The organism is cf. Phormidesmis sp. LEGE 11477, from assembly GCF_015207105.1.
Lineage (GTDB): Bacteria > Cyanobacteriota > Cyanobacteriia > Phormidesmidales > Phormidesmidaceae > Phormidesmis.
Map to the genome: position 1 here is coordinate 66,854 of NZ_JADEXO010000008.1, position 20,016 is coordinate 86,869.

Annotated in this window: 22 protein-coding genes; 15 read left to right on the forward strand and 7 right to left on the reverse strand. The window is 50.1% G+C overall.

Annotated elements, in window-relative coordinates; genetic code table 11:
* Positions 1-13 precede the first annotated feature (13 nt).
* The 7 genes from rpmH to IQ256_RS04445 all read left to right on the forward strand — a co-directional run bounded on the left by rpmH (position 14) and on the right by IQ256_RS04445 (position 3,956).
* Positions 14-151, forward strand: coding sequence for a 50S ribosomal protein L34 (gene rpmH, locus IQ256_RS04415; RefSeq protein WP_193854340.1), 138 nt, complete (start codon positions 14-16; stop codon positions 149-151).
* Between the two features lie 6 nt (positions 152-157).
* The gene (gene rnpA, locus IQ256_RS04420; protein WP_193854341.1) at positions 158-664 is read left to right on the forward strand and encodes a ribonuclease P protein component; all 507 of its coding nucleotides are present in this window, start codon (positions 158-160) and stop codon (positions 662-664) included.
* Between the two features lie 29 nt (positions 665-693).
* Positions 694-1,089, forward strand: a complete 396-nt coding sequence (locus IQ256_RS04425) for a PH domain-containing protein (RefSeq protein WP_193854342.1) — start codon at positions 694-696, stop codon at positions 1,087-1,089.
* Between the two features lie 196 nt (positions 1,090-1,285).
* Positions 1,286-2,560 (forward strand): membrane protein insertase YidC, encoded by a 1,275-nt coding sequence (gene yidC, locus IQ256_RS04430; RefSeq protein WP_193854343.1) that lies wholly within the window; start codon positions 1,286-1,288, stop codon positions 2,558-2,560.
* A gap of 177 nt (positions 2,561-2,737) precedes the next feature.
* A complete protein-coding gene (locus tag IQ256_RS04435; protein WP_193854344.1) occupies positions 2,738-2,911 on the forward strand; it encodes a hypothetical protein in 174 nt (57 codons plus the stop codon).
* Positions 2,887-3,396, forward strand: a complete 510-nt coding sequence (locus tag IQ256_RS04440; RefSeq protein WP_193854345.1) for a R3H domain-containing nucleic acid-binding protein — start codon at positions 2,887-2,889, stop codon at positions 3,394-3,396. Before IQ256_RS04435 ends, IQ256_RS04440 begins: the two co-directional genes overlap by 25 nt.
* 68 nt (positions 3,397-3,464) lie before the next feature.
* Positions 3,465-3,956 carry a DUF177 domain-containing protein gene (locus tag IQ256_RS04445; RefSeq protein ID WP_193854346.1) on the forward strand — a complete coding sequence of 164 codons (492 nt, stop codon included), beginning with the start codon at positions 3,465-3,467 and terminating at the stop codon, positions 3,954-3,956.
* Positions 3,957-4,001: 45 nt separating this feature from the next.
* On the opposite strand, the gene IQ256_RS04450 is transcribed toward IQ256_RS04445, so the two are convergent.
* On the reverse strand, positions 4,002-4,613 hold the full coding sequence (locus IQ256_RS04450) for a pyridoxamine 5'-phosphate oxidase family protein (RefSeq protein ID WP_193854347.1): 612 nt from the start codon (positions 4,611-4,613) through the stop codon (positions 4,002-4,004).
* A 306-nt stretch (positions 4,614-4,919) separates the two neighbouring features.
* Here IQ256_RS04450 and IQ256_RS04455 point away from each other — a divergent pair, with 306 nt between their 5' ends.
* The 5 genes from IQ256_RS04455 (at position 4,920) to IQ256_RS04475 (ending at position 11,571) form a co-directional block, all read left to right on the forward strand.
* The gene (locus IQ256_RS04455) at positions 4,920-5,987 is read left to right on the forward strand and encodes a hypothetical protein (protein ID WP_193854348.1); all 1,068 of its coding nucleotides are present in this window, start codon (positions 4,920-4,922) and stop codon (positions 5,985-5,987) included.
* 295 nt (positions 5,988-6,282) lie between these two features.
* Positions 6,283-8,148 carry an NAD(P)H-quinone oxidoreductase subunit F gene (locus tag IQ256_RS04460; RefSeq protein WP_193854349.1) on the forward strand — a complete coding sequence of 622 codons (1,866 nt, stop codon included), beginning with the start codon at positions 6,283-6,285 and terminating at the stop codon, positions 8,146-8,148.
* 77 nt (positions 8,149-8,225) lie between these two features.
* Entirely contained in the window at positions 8,226-9,755 is a 1,530-nt protein-coding gene (locus IQ256_RS04465; protein WP_193854350.1) for an NADH-quinone oxidoreductase subunit M, read from the forward strand.
* Positions 9,756-9,807: 52 nt separating this feature from the next.
* Entirely contained in the window at positions 9,808-11,103 is a 1,296-nt protein-coding gene (locus IQ256_RS04470) for a CO2 hydration protein (RefSeq protein ID WP_193854351.1), read from the forward strand.
* Positions 11,104-11,169: 66 nt separating this feature from the next.
* Positions 11,170-11,571 carry a fasciclin domain-containing protein gene (locus IQ256_RS04475; RefSeq protein WP_193854352.1) on the forward strand — a complete coding sequence of 134 codons (402 nt, stop codon included), beginning with the start codon at positions 11,170-11,172 and terminating at the stop codon, positions 11,569-11,571.
* Positions 11,572-11,678: 107 nt separating this feature from the next.
* Here the strand turns inward: IQ256_RS04475 and IQ256_RS04480 are convergent, their stop codons facing one another.
* From IQ256_RS04480 to IQ256_RS04495, 4 genes are all read right to left on the reverse strand, one after another.
* A complete protein-coding gene (locus IQ256_RS04480) occupies positions 11,679-12,812 on the reverse strand; it encodes a carboxylate-amine ligase (RefSeq protein ID WP_193854353.1) in 1,134 nt (377 codons plus the stop codon).
* A gap of 150 nt (positions 12,813-12,962) precedes the next feature.
* Positions 12,963-13,445: a flavin reductase family protein gene (locus IQ256_RS04485; RefSeq protein WP_193854354.1), complete on the reverse strand. Its 483-nt coding sequence runs from the start codon at positions 13,443-13,445 to the stop codon at positions 12,963-12,965.
* A gap of 92 nt (positions 13,446-13,537) precedes the next feature.
* The gene (locus tag IQ256_RS04490; RefSeq protein WP_193854355.1) at positions 13,538-13,951 is read right to left on the reverse strand and encodes a thioesterase family protein; all 414 of its coding nucleotides are present in this window, start codon (positions 13,949-13,951) and stop codon (positions 13,538-13,540) included.
* A 6-nt stretch (positions 13,952-13,957) separates the two neighbouring features.
* Positions 13,958-15,358, reverse strand: a complete 1,401-nt coding sequence (locus IQ256_RS04495; protein WP_228024565.1) for an NAD-dependent malic enzyme — start codon at positions 15,356-15,358, stop codon at positions 13,958-13,960.
* Positions 15,359-15,527: 169 nt separating this feature from the next.
* On the opposite strand from IQ256_RS04495, the gene IQ256_RS04500 reads away from it, so the two are divergent.
* Complete coding sequence (locus tag IQ256_RS04500) at positions 15,528-16,259, forward strand: SRPBCC domain-containing protein (RefSeq protein ID WP_193854356.1); 732 nt, start codon at positions 15,528-15,530, stop codon at positions 16,257-16,259.
* Positions 16,260-16,270: 11 nt separating this feature from the next.
* Here the strand turns inward: IQ256_RS04500 and IQ256_RS04505 are convergent, their stop codons facing one another.
* The gene (locus IQ256_RS04505; RefSeq protein WP_193854357.1) at positions 16,271-17,149 is read right to left on the reverse strand and encodes a DUF6816 family protein; all 879 of its coding nucleotides are present in this window, start codon (positions 17,147-17,149) and stop codon (positions 16,271-16,273) included.
* Between the two features lie 132 nt (positions 17,150-17,281).
* Here IQ256_RS04505 and IQ256_RS04510 point away from each other — a divergent pair, with 132 nt between their 5' ends.
* On the forward strand, positions 17,282-17,947 hold the full coding sequence (locus IQ256_RS04510; protein WP_193854358.1) for a restriction endonuclease subunit R: 666 nt from the start codon (positions 17,282-17,284) through the stop codon (positions 17,945-17,947).
* On the opposite strand, the gene IQ256_RS04515 is transcribed toward IQ256_RS04510, so the two are convergent.
* Positions 17,944-18,738, reverse strand: coding sequence for a hypothetical protein (locus IQ256_RS04515; protein ID WP_193854359.1), 795 nt, complete (start codon positions 18,736-18,738; stop codon positions 17,944-17,946). The two genes, IQ256_RS04510 and IQ256_RS04515, sit on opposite strands and share 4 nt — an antisense overlap.
* Positions 18,739-18,993: 255 nt before the next feature.
* Between IQ256_RS04515 and IQ256_RS04520 the strand changes: the two genes are divergently transcribed.
* Positions 18,994-19,878 carry a M48 family metalloprotease gene (locus IQ256_RS04520; RefSeq protein ID WP_193854360.1) on the forward strand — a complete coding sequence of 295 codons (885 nt, stop codon included), beginning with the start codon at positions 18,994-18,996 and terminating at the stop codon, positions 19,876-19,878.
* Positions 19,879-20,016: the final 138 nt, after the last annotated feature.

A 20,016-nucleotide genomic window follows, 5' to 3' on the forward strand; every position in this document is an offset into this window, starting at 1 on the left:
GAGAAAACAATCGATGACAAAGCGTACCCTTGGCGGAACTTCGCGCAAACGCAAACGAGTCTCTGGTTTTCGCGCCAGAATGCGGACCAAAAATGGCAGAGCTGTGATCAAAGCGCGTCGGTCGAAAGGCCGGGCGCAGCTAGCCGTCTAGGGTGTCGTGTCCCTTCCCAAGCAAAATCGATTGAAACTGCCTCGTGACTTTAGCCGAGTGCATCGCAAAGGGCGGCGAACTGCAACGGCGAACCTAGCCATGCGAGCGCTGAAGGTAAAAGTGCTAGAAGCAAAACCCTCTAAAAAAGCAGTAAAGGGAAAATCAATCAAGAGCAAAGCAATAAAGGGCGTAGATGGATCACCGTCTACGCTCTTGTTGTGCCGGGGTTCGAGATTAGACTCAAGCTCGAAAGAGGGCTTAGGGCCGCAATTTGGCGTCTCTATTAGTCGAAAGGTTAGCAAGCGAGCAGTGGTTCGTAACCGTATCAAAAGGCAGCTCTTCGCCATTATTCGTCAGTATCTGCCTGAGATCGATCCCGCTTGGCAGGTGGCAATCGTGGTTCGTCCCTCTGCAGTAGAGTGCAGTTTTGACGACTTTTTGAGAGAATTAGAATATCTGCTAAAAAAGTTAGAAATTGTTACAAGGGCGAAACCCGGCGAAACCCGCCGTTAAGCTCCTGTTTAGAATTAAAGAGGTATCTTATGGCCATTAAAGAAGACGTGTATTACGAAGGCGGTCCTCATATTGGCGAGCTAATCTTTAATATCGGATTGGCCTTTACCGTTATCTGTATTCCGTTGACAGTAGGTGCCATCGTTAGAGCGCTGTGGCTACGCTATCGCATCACCGATCGACGAATTTCGATTACAGGTGGCTGGATGGGGCGTGATCGCACCGACATCATCTATTCGGAGATTGCGAAAGTTGTCACAGTGCCCAGAGGACTCGGCGCATGGGGCGACATGGTGGTTACGCTTAAAGACGGTAGCCGCATTGAGATGCGAGCCGTACCCAAATTCAGAGAACTCTATGAATTCGTCACGGATAAAATTTCGCCTAAGGCCAAAGTCGCCAGCGGTGCAGTCGGTACTGCGTAGCAGAAGGACAAACTCTAGTCAGTACGGTTAACCGAAAGAAATCGTCGTTTTCGGGGGGTTCCTTTTCCAATCAATTTTGTATTCGCGGGCTATCTCGTCCCCAAACTCCCCAGCATTCAGATAAATTAGACACAATAGTCTTAAGTCTTAAATCAACAGAGTACAAACACCACAGCACAAACAACAGAGCGCACGCATGGACTTCGGTATCGGCTTTCTTTCAAATAATGTAATGCTGCCAATCCTAGATTTTTTCTATGGAATTGTGCCCAGCTACGGATTGGCTATTGTTGCCCTCACCCTAGTCATCCGGTTTGCGCTCTATCCGCTCAACGCGGGCTCTATTCGCAATATGCGGAAGATGAAGATTGCCAACCCACTCATGCAAAAGCGGATGGCAGAGGTCAAAGAGCGCTACAAAGACGATCCCGTTAAGCAGCAAGAAGAAATCAAAGAGATCTATTCTGAGTTTGGCAATCCGCTGGCGGGCTGTTTTCCAGTCGTGTTGCAAATGCCGATCTTGTTCGCGTTGTTTGCCACTCTGCGGGGATCGCCGTTTGCGGATACAGCGCTGCCAGTAAACCTAAAGCTAGTTCCCCAAGAAACGATCGAGCAGGTTGAGCAAGCGCCCTTGGTGAATAAACCCAGCAATATTTTTGTTGCCGACGGTGAGCACTTCAAGGTCAGTACAGTAGTGCCGACCGGTGAAAAGCTAGCGGTTGGTGACACCACAAAAATTGAACTACGCTCCGTCGATAATAAGTCTCTTGATGAACTCAGAGAAGAGTACAAAGAGGAAGGCGTAGATATTACGCCGCAGTGGGAAATAACCAAAGGTGACGATTTAGTTGCGGTTCAGCCAGACGGTACCGTCAAAGCATTGGCACCCGGTGAGGTCACAATCCAGGTCAAAGTTCCTGGCCTCGCTGCCGATAAGGGCTTTCTCTTTATTGAGAAGTTAGGACGGATTGGCGTTCAAGGCGACAACGGCGAGATTCACTGGGATATTCTCGGAATGATCGTCTTCTTTGGTCTGAGTTTGTACGTATCTCAGCAGGTGACTAATTCAGGCAATGCGGCAGCGCCAGATGGACAAAACGATCAGCAGCAGGCGATCGCAAAGTTCACACCAATCATCTTCTCCGGGATGTTTCTCTTCTTCCCACTGCCAGCCGGCGTACTGATGTATATGGTAATCGCCAACGTTTTTCAAACCGCGCAGTCGTTTATCCTATCGCGTGAGCCACTGCCGGAAAATCTGCAGAAGCTAGTAGAGGCCCAAGAAAAGAAAGCCGCTAGCAGCAGCGGTGACGATCGTAAGCAGCTAGCCTTTGAGCCAGGAGCAGCTAAGCGAGCAGCTAAGGCCGAAGCGAACAGCAAGAAGGGAGCTAAGGCAAGTAAGACGAACGCTAAGACTAGTCCCACTAAAACTGGCGCGAAGAAGAAGGTCGCTAAGAAAAAATCCTCTTAGACGCTTTTGCTGGTTTGGTTTATAGCGCTTTTCCTTGAGGCTTTATCTTCTGATGTATTGATAGACAATGGTGCTAAAGCAATGCCTCATCGAACCGAGCGCTGCGTCGTTTTTGCATGCATACTCAAAAGCGTGCTTTCCCTGAGCTAAGCCCTTAGAAAGATAGGCTTGTTAGACATGAGTCTAGGTGTAGCGCGTCGTGTTTTTGCCCTACCGACGCCAAAGGCTGCTTACTCTGGCACTAAGGCTGTAAAATCTGCTAAGCAACTTGCCCAGCAAGACTGGTCGCAGGCTCTCCTAATTAGACGGATGGACGGACAAAGAACATGGAAAAAAGCATTAGCTGGTTAGAGAAACTGCTGGAGCTACAGGGACTAAAGACCAGCGTGAGCGGACATCAGAACACTGCCGAGCTAGGGGACGATAGCTATTGGCTGACAATCGATACCGAATCGCTCTCTGAAGCAGAAATTGAAAGCCTAATTGGTGATCGCGGACGCAACCTTGACTCGACCCAGTACCTAGCTAACACCATTTTGAATATGGATGTCGGCAAGGCAGAACAGCGCTCGTACACCATCGAAGTCAACGGCTATCGCAAAAAGCGGCAGGCTGAGCTGAAGTCTTTGGCGGACGAAGCGGCTGATCAGGTGCTCAATCAAGGGCAGTCCGAGTACGAACTTAAAGGATTATCCGCCGCCGAGCGCCGACAGCTACACGGGTTGCTAGGCGAACAGGCGGGGTTAGAAACCTTTAGCCGTGGGCGTGAGCCCGATCGTCATTTGGTCGTGAAGCTAGTAGACGCGGATAGTGATCACAGTGACGAGGAGGCGTAGTCATCACAGGAACATGCGGTCACCTCGGTAATTACGACGACTATCACTAGGAACTATCACTAGGACCGATGAGAGCTATCCATATTCCGCAGATCCTAAATGCACCGGACAAGACGATTTCAATTGATGTAGCGGAGCATCTGCTTGATTTAGAAACGCTAACGCCTGTCAAAGGTGAGCTGAGCGTACGGCACAGAGGCACTTTTTTGGAAGTAAGCGCTACGGCCAATGCGATCATGACGCTAGAGTGCGATCGCTGCTTGCAAAGCTATAACACTCGTATACAGATTGATACCTCAGAAATCCTGTGGCTAGAAGAGCCCGCGCCAGTAGAGTCCAGTCAAGAGGAAGTAGAGCTTGAGGATTTAGTGGAATCGCTACCGCCGCAAGGTTATTTCAAGCCGGACGAATGGTTGTACGAACAGATGTGTCTTGCCATCCCTCAAAAGCAGATCTGTACAGCCGAATGTAAAGGCATTGAGATTACCAATAACCCACCTGCGAAGATAGATGATCGCTGGGCGGCACTGTCCATGCTAAGACAGCAGCTTTCTGAGTAGATGTGGCAAGCAACGTTCCTGGTAGGAACACAGCCTGCTAAGTCCCTACTGTTGCGATTCTAGCTCTGCAATCCGAGCCCGTAGTGGTGCGGTGCTAGCCTCGATCTTTTCTTTCACTTCTGCCTCAGAATATCGCACGGGAATGTGCTGAGGGCAGTTTTCGCTGAAGGCATCAATTTCAAACAGGATCGCCCGCTCAACTTTGGCTGGATAGTCCGGCATTTTCAATCTTTCAATCAGAGCAACCTCTGCTTCGACATACCTAGCTCTCCCCCAGACTTTGATGCGGCGGCGATGGCGATAGTCCATCAAAAACATAAAGGCTTTCTGCTGAGCTGGCTTTTGGGTAGAAAGGTTACCTACCGTGATGTATTGAACGTTGCCACCAAAGTCGGCGAACCCTAAGGTTTTAGCATCTAGCACCTGTAGGAAGCCTGGAGGGCCCCCTCGAAACTGGATGTATGGATAGCCACTAGAACTCACCGTTCCAAAGTAGAAACCCTCTAGCTGAGCGATAAAGTTCGCAATCTCTGGAGTGACGACATCGCCCGCCTCACCTTGGGCAATGTATTTTTCATATATCTGCCGAGAGCCCCGCGCTGCCTGCGCTGCCTGCACCTCAGGGGTAAAGGCTAGCTCACCAAATCTGCGTGCCATAGCTGTGTTCCATAAGGGTTGCTTTTGTGTTCATTCCGGCCACGGACGAATCGAATCTCTGCTTTCGGTTGGTGCGGTTGATACCAATTGCAGAGATCTTAAGTAAATGATTTTGAGCGAATGATAGAGCTTAGCAGCTTCTAGTCCATAATCTCCAAAGCGCGATCGCAATACTTCCTGAGCAGCTTTGTCGAGGAATATAGCGGTTTATATCTTTGAACCTTCGCTTCGAGAAAAACTCAGTACAATTAACGATAGGGGTGTAAATAGATACGTAAAATCTACTAGGCACAGCCTCAAGCCCCCATGATGAATTCACTATTGCAGCCCGGCAAGATTGCCGCTGTTTCTATCCCGGCTTTTACAGCCCTAATCTTCGCTGCACTGCCTAGCTACAGCCAAGATCTCGGCACCTTTAGCAGTGGCCCTTTTCGCACCGACCGTGAGTTTAACCGCGAGTTTGATCGATCGCTTCAGTCCTTACAAGGGTTGGGCTCAGACGTTGTTTGCGGTAACGATATTGACAGATCTCGACGATTCTCATCTCGTTCCTCATTTAGACGGCGCTTCTCCTCAAGCAGCACGCTGACTCACAATCCCTTTATTCCTAATCGGCTCGACGCTCGGCAGTTCAGCAATGTCCAAGTCTCCCGAACGCTAACCAACAATCCATTGGTTCCTAACAGGCTTAATACTCAGCAGGTCGACAGTATTCAAATCGCCCAAACGCTGACTAACGATCCATTAGTTCCTAACAGGCTTAACGCTCAACCTTTTAACGACGGACGATTGCAGACTAGTAGCGGCATTCGTCAGGCAGTGACCTGTCAGACAATTAGAAACTCTTCTATCACTACAATCAATCAGCCGCTTTCTAATCATGCGGTCAATATCACTATCAACAATAGCGGCGCTCAGGCTGCCCCGAATGTTGCTACTAGCCGTACATCTGGCCGCCAGTCCGCCAGTGACAAGCTGCCGTTTAGCGCGATCGCAAGCCTACCAGACGGTAACTACCGCCTCACCTCAGCTACCAACGTCCCCAATGACATCAGCAACGCAGAGTTGGCTAGCAGCGGCGGTAGATTATTCACCTTCAAAAAATCTGGCAACACTATCATCGGCAATCTTAACGATTTTGACGGCGGCTTCAATGCCTGTGTCACTGGCAGCGTAAATGGCAATCTAGTTACCGGACAGGCGTTCACCAACGATCTAGGCACGAATGTGCTAGGCCGAAACTATTTAGATCCAGCTCTGACTTTGGAGCTAGGTGAGCAGGCGACAGGCGATCGCTACGACAACTCCGTTCTCAACCTCAGCGGCTTCTCTCGGATCAATGCAGGGACAGCCTCCCCACCGACTCGCTGTTAACTTTTAACAACTTGATTAGCGAGCGATCCTAGCAGCTTACAATAACGTGTAAGTCCCTTCAGTTGGAGGATATAGCTGAGGGGACTAGCGTGATTACATTCATAAGCAACCCTAAACAACCATTAGAAATATTAAATGGATTTTGTTGTCAGAATAGATATAGCTAATGATATATTCTATGTATTGAGTTAATCCGCAAACTTTTCGTTCGTTCATAGCTTGCAGTCTATAGGTGTTTGCAAACTCTTGTAATTGCACCCATATGGATTAGACGTGGCTTTAATCGCTGACACCCATGTTCAATGCTGACTTTTTCGCTCAAACTAGCTGGCTAATTCCCTGCTATCCATTGTTCGGAGCGCTGCTTTCCATCTTTTGGTCGCCCGCTTTTATTCGGCGCAGTGGCCCCCGGCCCGCTGGCTACTTAAACCTGCTGACTACTGTCATAGCGCTGGTTCATAGCAGTATCGCTTTTATGGCGGTGTGGCAGCAGCCTACTCAGTTTCTAAGCTTATCCTGGCTTCAGGTGGCCGATTTGAACCTAACGCTGCCGTTAGAGCTATCGTCGCTGACGCTAGGGGCCAGTGTTGTGATCACGGTCTTAAATCTCCTGGTTCAGATATACACCGTGGGCTATCTGGAAATGGACTGGGGCTGGGGGCGAATATATTCTTTACTGGCTCTGTTTGAAGCGGGGTTGACAGCACTGGTGCTGTGCGATTCGCTGTTCTTTAGCTATATTCTGTTGGAAATTTTGACGCTAGGCACCTACTTGATCGTAGGGTTCTGGTTTAATCAGTCTCTGGTCGTTACTGGCGCTAGGGATGCCTTCTTGACCAAGCGGGTGGGGGATTTGATCTTGCTAATGGGCGTACTGGCGCTCTATCCACTGACGGGCACTTGGAATTTCTCTGAACTAGCCGACTGGTCCCAAGCGGTGCTCTCGGGCACGCAGAGCGTGTCACCGCTGACACTATCGCTAATCGGCGTCGCGCTGGTGGCCGGGCCGATCAGTAAATGCGCTCAGTTCCCATTACATCTTTGGCTAGATGAGGCCATGGAAGGGCCGCTGCCGACTACGATTCTGCGAAATTCGGTTGTAGTCGCTACCGGCGCTTGGGTGCTGGTAAAGCTTCAGCCGGTGATTGCGCTTTCGCCAGTGGCTAGTGGATTGGCACTCACGATTGGCTCGATCTCGGCAGTGGGCGGCGCGCTAATCGCCGCTGCTCAAATCGATGCTAAGCGAGTGCTTTCTTATTTGACTAGCACCTATATGGGCCTAATTTTCATCGCGGTGGGTACCGGTCAGACTCAGGCAGCTTTGCTACTTGTGCTGACGCATGCGATCGCCTCTACGCTGCTCATTATGAGTACCGGCTCTATCATGCTGAACGTGGTTGTTCAAGACCTGACTCAGATGGGGGGCTTGTGGAGCCGCAGGCCAATAACGGGGCTCTGCTTCCTTGTCGCTATTGCTGGCCTGATCGGACTGCCGCCTTTTGGTGGATTCTGGCCATTGATGGCGATGTTAGAAGGGCTGCTGCAAAGCGGACAGTGGGGACTGATTGGGATTGTGCTGCTGGCGAATGGGGCGGCTAGTTTTGCGCTAGTGCGGATGTTTGGGCTGATGTTTATGGGCGATCGCACTGCGTTTACAGCTCGCGCTCCAGAAACACTCTGGCTGGTTGTTCTACCGACGGCTGTGATGGCTGGCATTGTCTTGCATGTGCCTTTGATGGTCAGAAATTTCTCCTTATATCCAGTGGACTCTAGCTTGAGCTGGACGCTCGGCTGGACATTGTTTCTTTCTAGCGCGGTAGGCATCGCTGCTAGTAGTGCTTTCTACGTGCTAGAGCGCATCGAAAATCCAACCAAGCTGATACCGGCTATGGCCAATCGACTGCTGGCCTACGACTTTTATACGCCGAAAGTTTATCAGGTCACTGCGATCGCCTTGGTAGATAAACTCTCTTTGCTAACAGACTGGCTCGATCGCTATGTGGTTGATGGTCTAGTCAACTTTGTCGGACTCAGCTCGCTTCTTAGCGGCGAGGCCTTGAAGTATATCAATACCGGTAAGCTTCAGCTCTACGCCCTCACCATTGCCTCTTTTGTCGTGGTCATCTGCCTCTATCTGAGCTGGGGCTATCTTGCCTTGTAGCATTCCTAGTTCTACGCTTTTCAGTCTACGCTTTTTGATCATCCTGTCTAAATTTAGAGAAAAATCTAGAGAAACCAATGCTAAGCCTCCTTATCTGGCTACCGATCTTAGGCGCTCTGCTGCTCGCCTTTCTCCCTATCAAGCTGAGCGCGACGAATGCCCGGAATGCTGCTTTGGCCGTCTCTGGCGCGTCTCTTTTATGGACAGTCGTTCTGTTTACCCGGTTTGACTTGGGCACTGCTAGCTTTCAGATGCGAGAGTTCATCGCTTGGCTGCCGCTATTAGGTCTCGATTACGACCTGGCTTTAGATGGGCTGTCGTTGATGATGGTTGCTCTAAACAGTTTGCTGACTTGGATTGCTATTTGCAGCAGCAGCACAACGATAGAAAGACCTCGTTTCTTCTATTCACTCATGCTGTTTGTCAGCGGTGGTGTTGCTGGCGCTTTCCTGGCTCAAAATCTACTGCTGTTCTTCTTCCTGTTCGAGATAGAGCTGGTGCCTTTATACTTCTTGATCTCAGTCTGGGGCGGGGAAAAGAGAGAATATGCGGCAACCAAGTTCTTGCTCTACACAGCGCTAGCCGGGGCTTTCATCTTTGCTGGATTCGTTGGCACTGTTTGGTTAGGCGGCACCCTGGATTTCTCCTACGAGCAGGCGCTGCAAAGCGAAATTCCGCTACCGACACAGATTGTTCTACTCGGCATTTTACTCGTTGGATTCGGCATCAAAATTCCGCTGATTCCTTTTCATACGTGGCTGCCTGATACCTACGTTTCCGCCTCTCCTCCGGTGGCGATCATGCTAGGTGGCGTTCTAGCAAAGCTAGGGACCTACGGCATTTTTCGCTTCGGCCTAGGGCTTTTTCCTGAGGCTTGGTCTGCATTAGGGCCTTTCTTGGCGGTGTGGGCAGCAGCGAGCGTTTTGTATGGAGCGGTGACTGCGATCGCCCAAAAAGATATCAAGCGTATGGTTGCCTACAGCTCGATCGGTCACATGGGCTATGTCATGCTCGGCGGCGCGGCGTTTACTGAGCTCAGCGTCGTCGGTGCAATCTCCCAGATGGTTTCTCACGGTTTGATCTTGGCCCTGCTGTTTCACCTCGTCGGGGTGGTAGAGACCAAAGTCGGGACTCGTCAGCTCGATCAACTCAACGGTCTGCTAAACCCGCTTAGAGGACTGCCGCTGATCAGCGCTCTGCTAGTCCTAAGCGGCATGGCTAGCGCCGGGATTCCTGGACTCGTTGGATTTATCACTGAATTTCTAGTCTTTCAAGGCAGCTATAGCGTTTATCCGATTGCTACGCTGTTTTGCGTCGTCGGCACTGGTCTGACCGCTGTCTACTTCGTTATCTTGATTAATCGCACTTGCTTTGGTCGCCTAGACAATGAAACCGCCTACTACGACAAAGTCACTAACGGTGAACGGGTTCCCGCTTTCGTGCTAGCGGCTATTGTACTTACCCTGGGCCTGCAGCCATCTTGGCTAGTACTTTGGAGCGAATCTACCTCTGCTAGGCTAATTGCCGCTGTACCCATTACTCAGACTGCCGCCTCATTGCAGCTAGAGACTAGCCGAGACAGCGTTAACGACGGAGCGCATTTGTAAATTCATTTCATCTTAGGACCTTTCATATTCTCTCCTTTTTTCTGCCTACATCATGACAACCACCATCGCTACCGCTCCCACGCTGCCAGCTTCTACTCATCAATTTGCAGAAGTCATTCACCGACTAGAAGCCGGTGGCTCTATGCTGCCGGATACACCCGACAATCTTAAGCAGATTATTGGTATCTATAAAGCCTATGCGGTGCCGATGGACTTTTACTGGCGAGATCTGTTGTATATCGCAGAGAAAGTTTTCCTCAACCCGCTCCCTGCTTTCAAGTATTTTATCTCTAAGGAATATTTGGATCGACAAAACGCCTATGCTGGCGATCAGGCATCGCTAAGGATTTGGCGAGGTCCAGGCGATGCCCATCCAGAGCTCCGTGAATTTATGGCAAAAGGCGAGAGCGGTCGCAAGCTGCCTAAGCTCTTGCATCATCTCTGGCACGACCGGGTCAATATGGAGTTTGCCGAAGCCTGTATGGATGCGATGCTTTGGCACGAAGATATCAACCCGACGTTCAATGCCTATCTATATACTGACGAATATATCGCTAATAGCGACAGGGCCATTCGCGCCTACTTTAAAGGTAATCCGCTGATGCTTGGGCTCTACAAGCTGTTCCCTGAAATGTTTTTAGAGCAGGTGAGGCGACTGTCTTACTATGCTAATCTTGGCCTGTTTTGGGAAGTAATGGCACCTGTCTTCTTTGAGATGAGCGATCTATATGACGAAGGTAAGATGACGACCGTACCGGAGGCAATGGACTTTCTGGTAAATGGAATCTTTGCGATCGCCGGGCGACCTATCTACCACCATGTCTATATCGGTGATGAATGCTATGAAATCATTCCCAAATCCCAAGGGTTTACCTGGCTCTACGAAGCGGCCCTGCCCTATGTAGAGGCGGTCTTCTATCGTACGGCCCCTTTTAGAGGCACCAAGTCCTACAACGCCCAGGCCGGACAAGTTCCAGACGATCAAAAAGACTTTCACTACGGCATTTTGTACGCGGACGTTTTTCCAGTAGGTAGCGCTGGCATCCCGCCGACTTTGCTCATGCAAGATATGCTGCATTTCTTGCCAGACTATTTGGTTGAAGAATATCAGCAGCACAGTCGCGGCGAAGACGACATGCTAATTCAGCTTGGCATCACCTTTCAAAGATCGATGTACAACGTTACTTCTGCTGTAATTCAGGCGCTTAGATGTGCATTGCTCTACCCCTTAGATGATCCCAACCCAGAACACCTAAAAGCCAACCGCGCCTTCTTCGAGCAACAAATAGACAGATTTAAACGCCCCGAAGCCAGACTAGACGATATTCAACAACAGAGCTACCGCTAAACACTTCAATTCTCGATCAACTAGCCAGCACCCTCATTCATCGTTCATCGTTCATCCTTTTCTTCCATGCCCAACATTGTTGAAATCGCCGTTAGCACAGAAGGCTTCTCGACCCTTGTCGCAGCGGTTCAAGCAGCCGGACTAGTCGAAGCGCTATCGGGAGAAGGGCCGCTCACAGTCTTTGCACCGACAGATGATGCGTTTGCTAAACTGCCGCCTGGTACTGTACAAACGCTGGTAGACAATCCACCCCAGCTAGCTAGAATCTTGAAGTACCATGTAGTTGCTGGACGCTGGGCACAGTCGGATATTGCCAAAGAAGAGAGTCTACCATCGCTTGAAAGCTCTCCTATTCCTGTTCGAGTTAACTCCGCTTTTGAAGTCAAAAATGCCACTGTTGTCGCTGCGGATATAGAGGCCACTAACGGCATTATTCACGTCATAGACAACGTAATATTGATGGGATGATTTTGATAGGACAAACCTTGAAAGGAGCTTAGAAGGATAAAGGATATAGCAGGCTAAGGCGGGCGCAGCACCTTTTTGAACTTACTGGTGTACTGCCACCTTACTGATTAAACCTCTTCGAGCTGCAGCTTCGCGTTTGTCTGCAGGGCGCTGCGTCTGACAATATCATCAACAACGGATTCTAAGCTATCTGTCTTCTCGTATATCGCTCGCTGTCGCTGGGCGCTGTTGCCTTCGCTCAAGATTTTGTCTACTTCTTTTTGAACGACTGCCTCATCTCCAAAATGAGCTAGCCCTGGCTGAATATAGCTCATAAAAGATTGCACCAGCGTCTTTGCCGGAACAGGTTTCATCGTGGCAAAGTCAATTAGCTCACTGTTGAGTCCATACCGAGCGGCTTGCCACATAGCAGCTTTTAGCATTTCTGCTCGAACGGGTATGGCGGGCTGGTCATTGATAGCGTCCTGATAGCAGGTATAGGCCAACGCCCGAATTATCCCTGCTAGCATAACGGCCTCTTCGATGCTGGCGCAGACATCAGACATGCGAAATTCAACCGTAGGGAAGCGCTCAGATAGGCGAATATCCCAGTAGACTTTGGTCGGGTCGTCAGTGATACCGGTGTCTATTAGCTGCTGAATAAAGCTTTGATAGTTGGCGTAGTCTTGAAATAATGGCGGTGGCCCGGCGGTCGGTAGACGACACCATAGTGCCATCCGATAGCTGTCATAGCCGGTATCTTTGCCTTCAGAAAAGGGAGAGTTGGCAGTCAGTGCCAGTAGCAAGGGCAGCCAGTTACGAGATCGATTGCTGATCTGGACAGCCATTTCTCTATCTTCTACGCCAACGTGGACATGGCAGCCCAAAATAATTAGCTCTCTAATGATTTGTCGAAGATCTGCTTGCAGGGCGTAGTAGCGATCTTTAGGCGTGACTTCTTGATCTTCCCAAGGCGAAAAGGGATGCGTGCCAGCAGCAGCGATCGCAGCCCCATTTTCTTTCGCCGCTTCAATCACTGCTGTTCTGGCCTGTACCAGCGCCTGACGAACATCATCTAAGGTATGGCAGATGTCGGTGGCTATCTCTACTTCACACCGAAACAGCTCATGGACGATCTCTTGTTCTACATCAGCAGCCTTATTTGTCTTGATCAAAGACTTTGATCGGGCAGTGAGCGATCGCGTTTTCGGATCGACAATCTGATACTCTTCTTCGACACCTATCGTAAAGTCAGGAACCATCCGCCACGCCTCGTCTACTGTGTTACCACTATGTCACCTTGTAAGTATTAACTCACTGCCCGATGATAGAGATCTGCCCATTCTCCATAGTGCTAGATTCTACGTCGTTAGGTATAGAGAGTTTAGGTATATAAAGCCTTGGCTCTCACTTTATCCGCCGTAGTTCCAGCCAGTATCTTCTAGCAGCAGCGGTTTGCCCTCACGGTGCTCACCTGCGCCAATCACTTCTCCTACGAACACGGTATGGTCGCCCTCTTCTACTGAGCCGACTACTTTGCATTCCACATAGCCTAACGAGTCTTTAATGATCGGGCAGCCTGTCTCCTCGCCTTCGTAGAACTCAATGTCTTCGAACTTGTTGCCTGTGCGGCGCAAAGGCTTGAAGAAGTTTTGAGCGATTTCCTTTTGTCCCGCTTCCAAGATACTCAAAGAAAAGACGCCGCTAGCTTTTACCATCGCGTGAGAGGTAGAATCTGCCTTAATGCAGGTAATGACCATCGGCGGTGTGAATGAAGACTGCATTACCCAGCTGGCGGTAAATCCGTTCACGTCGTTGCCGTCTTTAGTGCCGCAGACATATAGCCCATGCGGAATCTTACGCAGCATGGTCTTTTTGGCCTGTTCGTTTAGCATGGGAGTTTATCCTTTGTTAATCACTGTCTTACGGAATAGTCTATGACAAAGCGTGAACCGCAAGACTCATCCTGCGGTTACAGGTTCTGCTATTAATCTGCAATTAGGTATTTAGAAAATCTCTCTTTTTGCGCTTTGTTCAGCCGTTTAGGCCGTTTGCTTTCAAGGTCAATAAAGACGCCTCGCTGTGAGCCAAGGGCCACGTATTCTCCGGCCTGATTAAAGAATTCAAACTCTAATATCGCCGAGGCTCCGCGTAGTTGTGAGAGCCAAATGGAGGCCGAAACTTTGTCACCTAGATACAGCGGCAGCTTGTAGCTAATATGAGTTTCTATCAGAGCGGGACCAAACCCTGCTTTTACAGTTTCTGCTATTGGCATTGCGATCGCTTCTAAGAGCAGCACGCGGCCAATCTCCATCCACTGAATGTAGATAATGTTGTTGACATGGCCCATCGCATCAATATGAAAGGGATAGATTGGCGGCGAGTAGGTAAGCTTTGTCATTTTCTTCTAGTCGGTTTTCTTTCTCGCAATTCCAGCAGATTGAGCAACTTTTTGTACAGCAGATGAAACAGCGGGTGCAACTCTAGAATCGAAGACAGAAGGCATGATGTTGTTCGGCGATAGCTCTTGATCGGGGACTAGAGAGGCGATCGCACCCGCCGCCGCCAAAAACATCTCTGTTGTAATTTCCTTGGCCCGGCAGTCTACCGCCCCACGAATTACCCCCGGAAATGCCAGTACATTGTTGATCTGATTCGGATAGTCGCTGCGTCCGGTTGCCACAACTGCAACAATCTCTTTGATTAGCTCTGGCTGAATTTCAGGAATTGGATTGGCCATCGCAAATACGATCGGATCAGCCGCCATCGACTTCACCATCTCGACAGTAACCACGCCTGGCGCACTGACCCCCATAAAGACGTCTGCGCCCTGCATGGCGTCGGCTAGGCCGCCGGAGTGCGAAACTGCGAATTCTTTTTTGGCCTCGGTTAGATCGGTGCGATCGCCTCCAATAATCCCCTTAGAATCACAAATAATCAAATCTTTCAGACCAGCTTGCCTGAACAGCCGACCCATCGACAGCCCCGCTGCCCCCGCGCCATTAATCACCAAGCGAATCTCACCGATCTGCTTTTTCACCAGCTTCAGCGCATTGATCAGCGCCGCCAAACTCACAATCGCCGTCCCGTGCTGATCGTCATGAAAAATCGGAATGTCTAAGTCTGCCTGCAGTCGTCTCTCGATCTCAAAGCAGCGCGGCGCACTAATATCTTCTAAATTCACTGCTCCAAACACAGGCGCAATTCGCTTGACAGTTTCAATGATTTCCTCGGTATCTTGCGTATCTAGGCAAATTGGAAAGGCATCTAAACCAGAGAATTCTTTGAACAGCATCGCCTTACCTTCCATCACAGGCATTGAGCCTTCAGCGCCCAAGTTACCAAGCCCTAGCACAGCGCTGCCATCACTGACAATCGCCACCGTATTTCCTTTGATGGTGTAGTCGTAGACACTTTCAGGGTTGTCGGCAATCTCTACACACACCCGCCCTACTCCTGGGGTATAGGCCATTGCCAGATCGTCTTGCTCACGCAGCGGAACTTTGGCTTCAACCCTTAGCTTGCCACCTCTGTGCAGAGCAAAGGTGCGATCATAGGCGTCTAGCACCTCAATATCACTGAGTGATCGCACCGCCTGCTCAATCTCAGCCGCCGCCGCCGTCCCCGAGGCATCTGCTGACACATCGCGCACCGTGTATTTGCGACTTTTTTCTACAATGTCAATATTGCCTAGACTGCCGCCTGCTTGTGCGATCGCCTCGATTACCCTGGTCAGCGCCCCTACTTGATTTGGCAGCTTAATACGGAGCGTCAAACTATAGCTAGGATTTGGCGTCAAACTGACCATAAGTTAAAGGATGAAGTAGGAATATGAATGATGAGTAAAAGGGTATCTTGTCTGGGGGACTCTTACCTACACTACCGAGCAAGTAGGCACCGAAAAGTATAAAATCAACCCAAATCACTCGTCGAAACTCCATTCATCGTTAATCCTTCCTAATTCCTACTTCTCTTCCATGCCTTCCCTCTACGCCGAAATCGACATCAATGCGCCCCAAAGTGTCGTTTGGGAAGCCCTCTTGCGTAAGGACCAGTGGCGCTACTGGAATACCTTTTTGTACGACTGCGATCCGGGATTACGAATTGCTAGAGGTGGCGAAATTTTCCTGGCGATGCAGCGGCTAGAAGGCGATGAGGAAACCGAGTTTCAGCCGCTGATTACCATGGTGCGCCCCCCCTATATGATGCGCTGGGTCTCTACGATTCCAGGGCTGCGGAGCGAGCACATTTTTGAGCTGCGTGAAAATGTACCGGGTCGCACCCACTATATTCATCGCGAACTTTTCTCTGGCATCCTGTCCAAAGTCTTTTTGCCCTTTATTCGCCAGGACGAGAGACAAGGGCTGCGGCGCATGGCCCAGCAGCTAAAGATGTATGTGGAAAATTCTGTCTTAGGCGATCGCTATCCAAACCAAGATCCACGTAACCGGCCCTATTACGACGATCGTCGCTACGGCAATCAGCCCTATAACCCGCCTCCTGACAGGGGTGGCTACGACCGAGGGTATCCGCGTCGCGATCCTGGCTATCCTGACCCCGGTTATCGTGATCCCAACTATCCCGACTACGGTCGCCAAAACGACTATCCGCCAGACTACCCCAGAGAGTATCCCTCCGATTACCCACGTGATTACCCACGCGACTACCCACCAGATTATCCACCCAGCTACGACCCGCGTCGCCGCTAGTCATCTAGCCATTAATCATCCACATCAAAAGCCGCACTCGGCTGAACTGGGCTAAAAGAAAGCTGATAGCGATAGAGTGCTACTGGCTGGCCTTTTGCCTTGAAGTAATCAGGGTCTTGCGGTGAAAGATAAATCGCCGTAATCTGATCGGCCACAATTGGAAAATTCGCATCGCCGCGCTTGCGGTACACCGTGGTGTTTTCGACTTCGTTCAAGTACACCGTAGGCGTGCTGTCAGCAGAGAACCGCCCAGGATTGCGAAAGAACTGCTGAAAAATCTCTGTGGTGGCAAAGGTTCCCAAATTTGGCGTCTCGACCTGTCGCCCTGTCACGGTAGAAACGAGCTGCTGATCATCCTTTAGAAAAGTGACCTGCCGATTAGGATCGTCTGGATCTACCTTGACTGCCTTTACCCAGTCATCGCCCAAGTAAGCGCGGGCCAAGCTCAACCCGTTAAAAGCGCGATCAGAGACGATCTCAATATCCTCTTCATCAGCATCATCTAGAAAAGCAGGCAGAGAGCGACCTAGAAAGCTTCCCTTAGAAACTGCCTTCGGCACGAATCGAATGATGGCCGGAATCGCCTTGTGTAGAAACTGCCGATTGCCCTCGAATCCTGGCGTCACAATCTCAGGCGCTAGCGGCGCTTCCATCGCAATCAGCGTAGAACTCATCCGCCAGGTGCCAGCCATCCACTTCGGATAGACCAGATCGCCATCAGATACCTGCACAGTCGGCTTGCTAGTCCAGTCTGGAAAAGCCCGCTGACGCTCCGTCAAACTCTCCGCCGCCGCCCCGCCGCTACACATCAGCCACACAAACGCCAGCAGACCAAACCAAACCAAGTTACGTCGGATACGCTTACGCAGCTCATGTCTGTTGGGATTCATAGCGGACAAAGCAGCCTACAAGGGGCAGCTAGCAAGAGACTTAATATGGGCGCTTTTAGCTTAGCGCGTCAGTGCAATCGCTAGAATAGATACGAGTAAGCGTATATCGTATATATAGAAGACATCTGTAGTATGAATTTGCTAAACGCAAGCAGTCTCAGCGTGGCCGAAGTTGAAAATCACCTGGGCTTTCAGGAAGTTGAAATCCTAGGTCGATATCTGGACGTTCTACCACTTGATAAATTATCGACTGCTGAACGAAAAGATGTTGTCAAGATTGCAAAAGATTTTCGGCACTATCTCAAAGCTGGCAAGGTTAGTGAGGGACTTATTAAAGCGCTGACCATCTTTCCACTGCTCCGGTTGGCGGGTTTCTATAGCCATCCGGTTGAGCTGAAAGTAGAAGAAGATATCGCTCAGATTACAGTTGAAGATGATGACAAGGTTATCAAGGGCAGGTACGACATCTTGGCGATCAATCACGCTGCCAAAACAGAGGGCGTTCCACTATGGATCGTAGTTGCAGAAGCAAAAAACAGCGAAATCGCCTGTCGGTCTGGGCTGCCTCAGCTACTAACCTACGCATATCAGAGTCTGTCTGATCAAGGCTCTGTTTGGGGACTAGTGACTAACGGCCTTAACTACCAGTTTGTTTTGATGTATGGAGACAAGTCCCCTATGTACCAGATGTTCCCTCTGCTACATCTTCTTGATCCTACGCAGGCAGAACAGTTAGGTCAGATTCTGAAGGCGCTATGTGCGCTCAGAGTCCCAACTCCAAAATCAGCTGTCGCCTAACTCGCGGAGCGCTGATATCTAACGAGGGTGCTACGCATGAAGCTAGAGAAGCGATCGCACACCCCAGGCGTCAGATCGAGCGTAGCGGTGTTGCAAGCAAACGTTGCGCCTGTGCTAACGGCTGAAACGAAAGTCGTCTGTCTAGGTAGGGCGGCGGACAGTAAGCTAGCGAATTCTGTAGTATCGCCAGTGGAAAGGGCAGAGAACATTGCGGGAAAGTCAAACTCAGCAGCGCGGATAGCACCGACTACGTTGCCTAGCAGAACGGCTTTGCCGATACTACGCATGTATCCAGCTAGCCGAGCGGCGGCGAAAACAGCAGGCGAGAACTTAGCTGAAGCGATCTCAGCGGGTAGCTTGTTGAATTTAGGATTGTTCTTGAATTGAGCTTTTAACTGTGTTTTCAGTTCAGCATCGGCGAGATTAGAGAGCGTTGAAAGAGTACTTTCTTCGAGATCTAGCTGAATCAAAGCATGTAGCGCTTGCTTTTCTTCTAGGCTAAAGTGGCTAGTTTCTGCAGCAATGAACTGGTCGATACTGAGATCAAACCCTGAATAGGAGAAGCTTTGATCGTTAGAACCTTGGGCCTTGTCAGAATAGGTGTCTGAATAAGCGTCTGATAAGACTGTAGAAGTAATTGGCTTTGTTTGGGCTAGGACAGGTAACGTCGTACTCACACCAAATAGCGCTAGCAATACAACAGACGATCTTCTTTGCCAGCTTCCCTGTAGAAAACTGGCTCGAAGCACTGTGTTGAGTCGTCCAATAGCTTGCTTTCTATCTACAGTCATCGAATTACCCCGCCAGTCATTTCGGTTTCCTTCCCTAGGGTAGAAGACTTACTCTATAGCGCATATCTTACAATGCCAGATATTCAGACTGTCTAAAAGTCAGCCTAATGCCGAAAGCCATGCAGCTAACATTCACGGGCTTGCATCTATAAAAGGCCAGCAGTTGGCAATGGTGCTAGTAACGGCAAGAGAGAGAAAGATTAGAAACCGGGACAAGGTTGAGGAAACGAAAGTTAGAAAAGTTGGGAAAAACAAATGGAAAAAGGTCAGCTTAAAACGGTTGCGCTATTGAGTCTATTGTCGGGCTTGCTCGTCGTCATTGGCTACGCGCTCTACGGTGGCACGGGTGCCTTGCTGGGTTTGGGTATTGCTGCTGTCACTAACTTTGGCTCGTGGTTCTACTCTGATCAAATCGCGCTAAAAGCTTACAATGCTCAGCCAGTCACTCGGGCACAGATGCCTGAAATCTATAGTATGGTGGAACGCTTGGCGGCCAAAGCTGAGATTCCAATGCCTGGCGTGTACGTGGTTCCTGGTGAGGCCGCGAATGCGTTTGCTACCGGTCGCGACCCAGAGCATGCAGCAGTGGCTGTCACCCAAGGCATTGTCAAAGCACTGTCTCCAGAAGAGCTAGAAGGCGTGCTAGCCCATGAGCTAACCCACATTATCAATCGAGATACGCTGACTCAGGCGGTGGCTGCAACGATTGGTGGGGCGATCGCATTTCTAGCTCAGATGCTTCAGTACAGTATGTTTTTCGGGGGAAGTCGCGATCGCGAAGGCAACGGCGCTAATCCAATCGCCCTGATAGCCACAATTTTCCTTGCGCCGATGGCCGCTACCGTCATTCAAATGGGCATTTCTCGCACCCGTGAATATGCTGCCGACGCTGGCGCTGCTCAGCTCACTGGAAATCCGCGCGCGCTGGCCACCGCTCTAAAACGCCTAGAAGCCAGCGCTGAGCGCTTGCCAATGAATGCCAATCCAGCCTTCGAGCCGCTGCTAATTATCAACGCCATTCCTCAGCAGATGATGCGTAGCCTGTTTTCTACTCATCCCTCTACCGATGATAGGGTTGCTCGCCTGCTAGAAATTGAACAGAGCCAGGGTATCCAAGGAACTCCTTCTGTCGGCTTCTGATCTTAGCTGTCGGCTCTAACAGCGCCTACCTTCGATAGGTTCAATCCATCCCCAAGACATCGGGTCAGCAGCAGTCAGATACTGCTGACCCGATGTTTTTTTGTCGGTAGATTAATTTCTTAATAGATATAGCGCCTT

Excerpts from the sequence above, each read along its gene's own strand:
- rpmH (WP_193854340.1), top strand. The coding sequence starts at position 14 with ATGACAAAGCGTACCCTTGGCGGAACTTCGCGCAAACGCAAACGAGTC.
- IQ256_RS04425 (WP_193854342.1), top strand. The coding sequence starts at position 694 with ATGGCCATTAAAGAAGACGTGTATTACGAAGGCGGTCCTCATATTGGC.
- yidC (WP_193854343.1), top strand. The coding sequence starts at position 1,286 with ATGGACTTCGGTATCGGCTTTCTTTCAAATAATGTAATGCTGCCAATC.
- IQ256_RS04435 (WP_193854344.1), top strand. The coding sequence starts at position 2,738 with ATGAGTCTAGGTGTAGCGCGTCGTGTTTTTGCCCTACCGACGCCAAAG.
- IQ256_RS04440 (WP_193854345.1), top strand. The coding sequence starts at position 2,887 with ATGGAAAAAAGCATTAGCTGGTTAGAGAAACTGCTGGAGCTACAGGGA.
- IQ256_RS04445 (WP_193854346.1), top strand. The coding sequence starts at position 3,465 with ATGAGAGCTATCCATATTCCGCAGATCCTAAATGCACCGGACAAGACG.
- IQ256_RS04450 (WP_193854347.1), bottom strand. The coding sequence starts at position 4,613 with ATGGCACGCAGATTTGGTGAGCTAGCCTTTACCCCTGAGGTGCAGGCA.
- IQ256_RS04455 (WP_193854348.1), top strand. The coding sequence starts at position 4,920 with ATGATGAATTCACTATTGCAGCCCGGCAAGATTGCCGCTGTTTCTATC.
- IQ256_RS04460 (WP_193854349.1), top strand. The coding sequence starts at position 6,283 with ATGTTCAATGCTGACTTTTTCGCTCAAACTAGCTGGCTAATTCCCTGC.
- IQ256_RS04465 (WP_193854350.1), top strand. The coding sequence starts at position 8,226 with ATGCTAAGCCTCCTTATCTGGCTACCGATCTTAGGCGCTCTGCTGCTC.
- IQ256_RS04470 (WP_193854351.1), top strand. The coding sequence starts at position 9,808 with ATGACAACCACCATCGCTACCGCTCCCACGCTGCCAGCTTCTACTCAT.
- IQ256_RS04475 (WP_193854352.1), top strand. The coding sequence starts at position 11,170 with ATGCCCAACATTGTTGAAATCGCCGTTAGCACAGAAGGCTTCTCGACC.
- IQ256_RS04480 (WP_193854353.1), bottom strand. The coding sequence starts at position 12,812 with ATGGTTCCTGACTTTACGATAGGTGTCGAAGAAGAGTATCAGATTGTC.
- IQ256_RS04485 (WP_193854354.1), bottom strand. The coding sequence starts at position 13,445 with ATGCTAAACGAACAGGCCAAAAAGACCATGCTGCGTAAGATTCCGCAT.
- IQ256_RS04490 (WP_193854355.1), bottom strand. The coding sequence starts at position 13,951 with ATGACAAAGCTTACCTACTCGCCGCCAATCTATCCCTTTCATATTGAT.
- IQ256_RS04495 (WP_228024565.1), bottom strand. The coding sequence starts at position 15,358 with ATGGTCAGTTTGACGCCAAATCCTAGCTATAGTTTGACGCTCCGTATT.
- IQ256_RS04500 (WP_193854356.1), top strand. The coding sequence starts at position 15,528 with ATGCCTTCCCTCTACGCCGAAATCGACATCAATGCGCCCCAAAGTGTC.
- IQ256_RS04505 (WP_193854357.1), bottom strand. The coding sequence starts at position 17,149 with ATGAATCCCAACAGACATGAGCTGCGTAAGCGTATCCGACGTAACTTG.
- IQ256_RS04510 (WP_193854358.1), top strand. The coding sequence starts at position 17,282 with ATGAATTTGCTAAACGCAAGCAGTCTCAGCGTGGCCGAAGTTGAAAAT.
- IQ256_RS04515 (WP_193854359.1), bottom strand. The coding sequence starts at position 18,738 with ATGACTGTAGATAGAAAGCAAGCTATTGGACGACTCAACACAGTGCTT.
- IQ256_RS04520 (WP_193854360.1), top strand. The coding sequence starts at position 18,994 with ATGGAAAAAGGTCAGCTTAAAACGGTTGCGCTATTGAGTCTATTGTCG.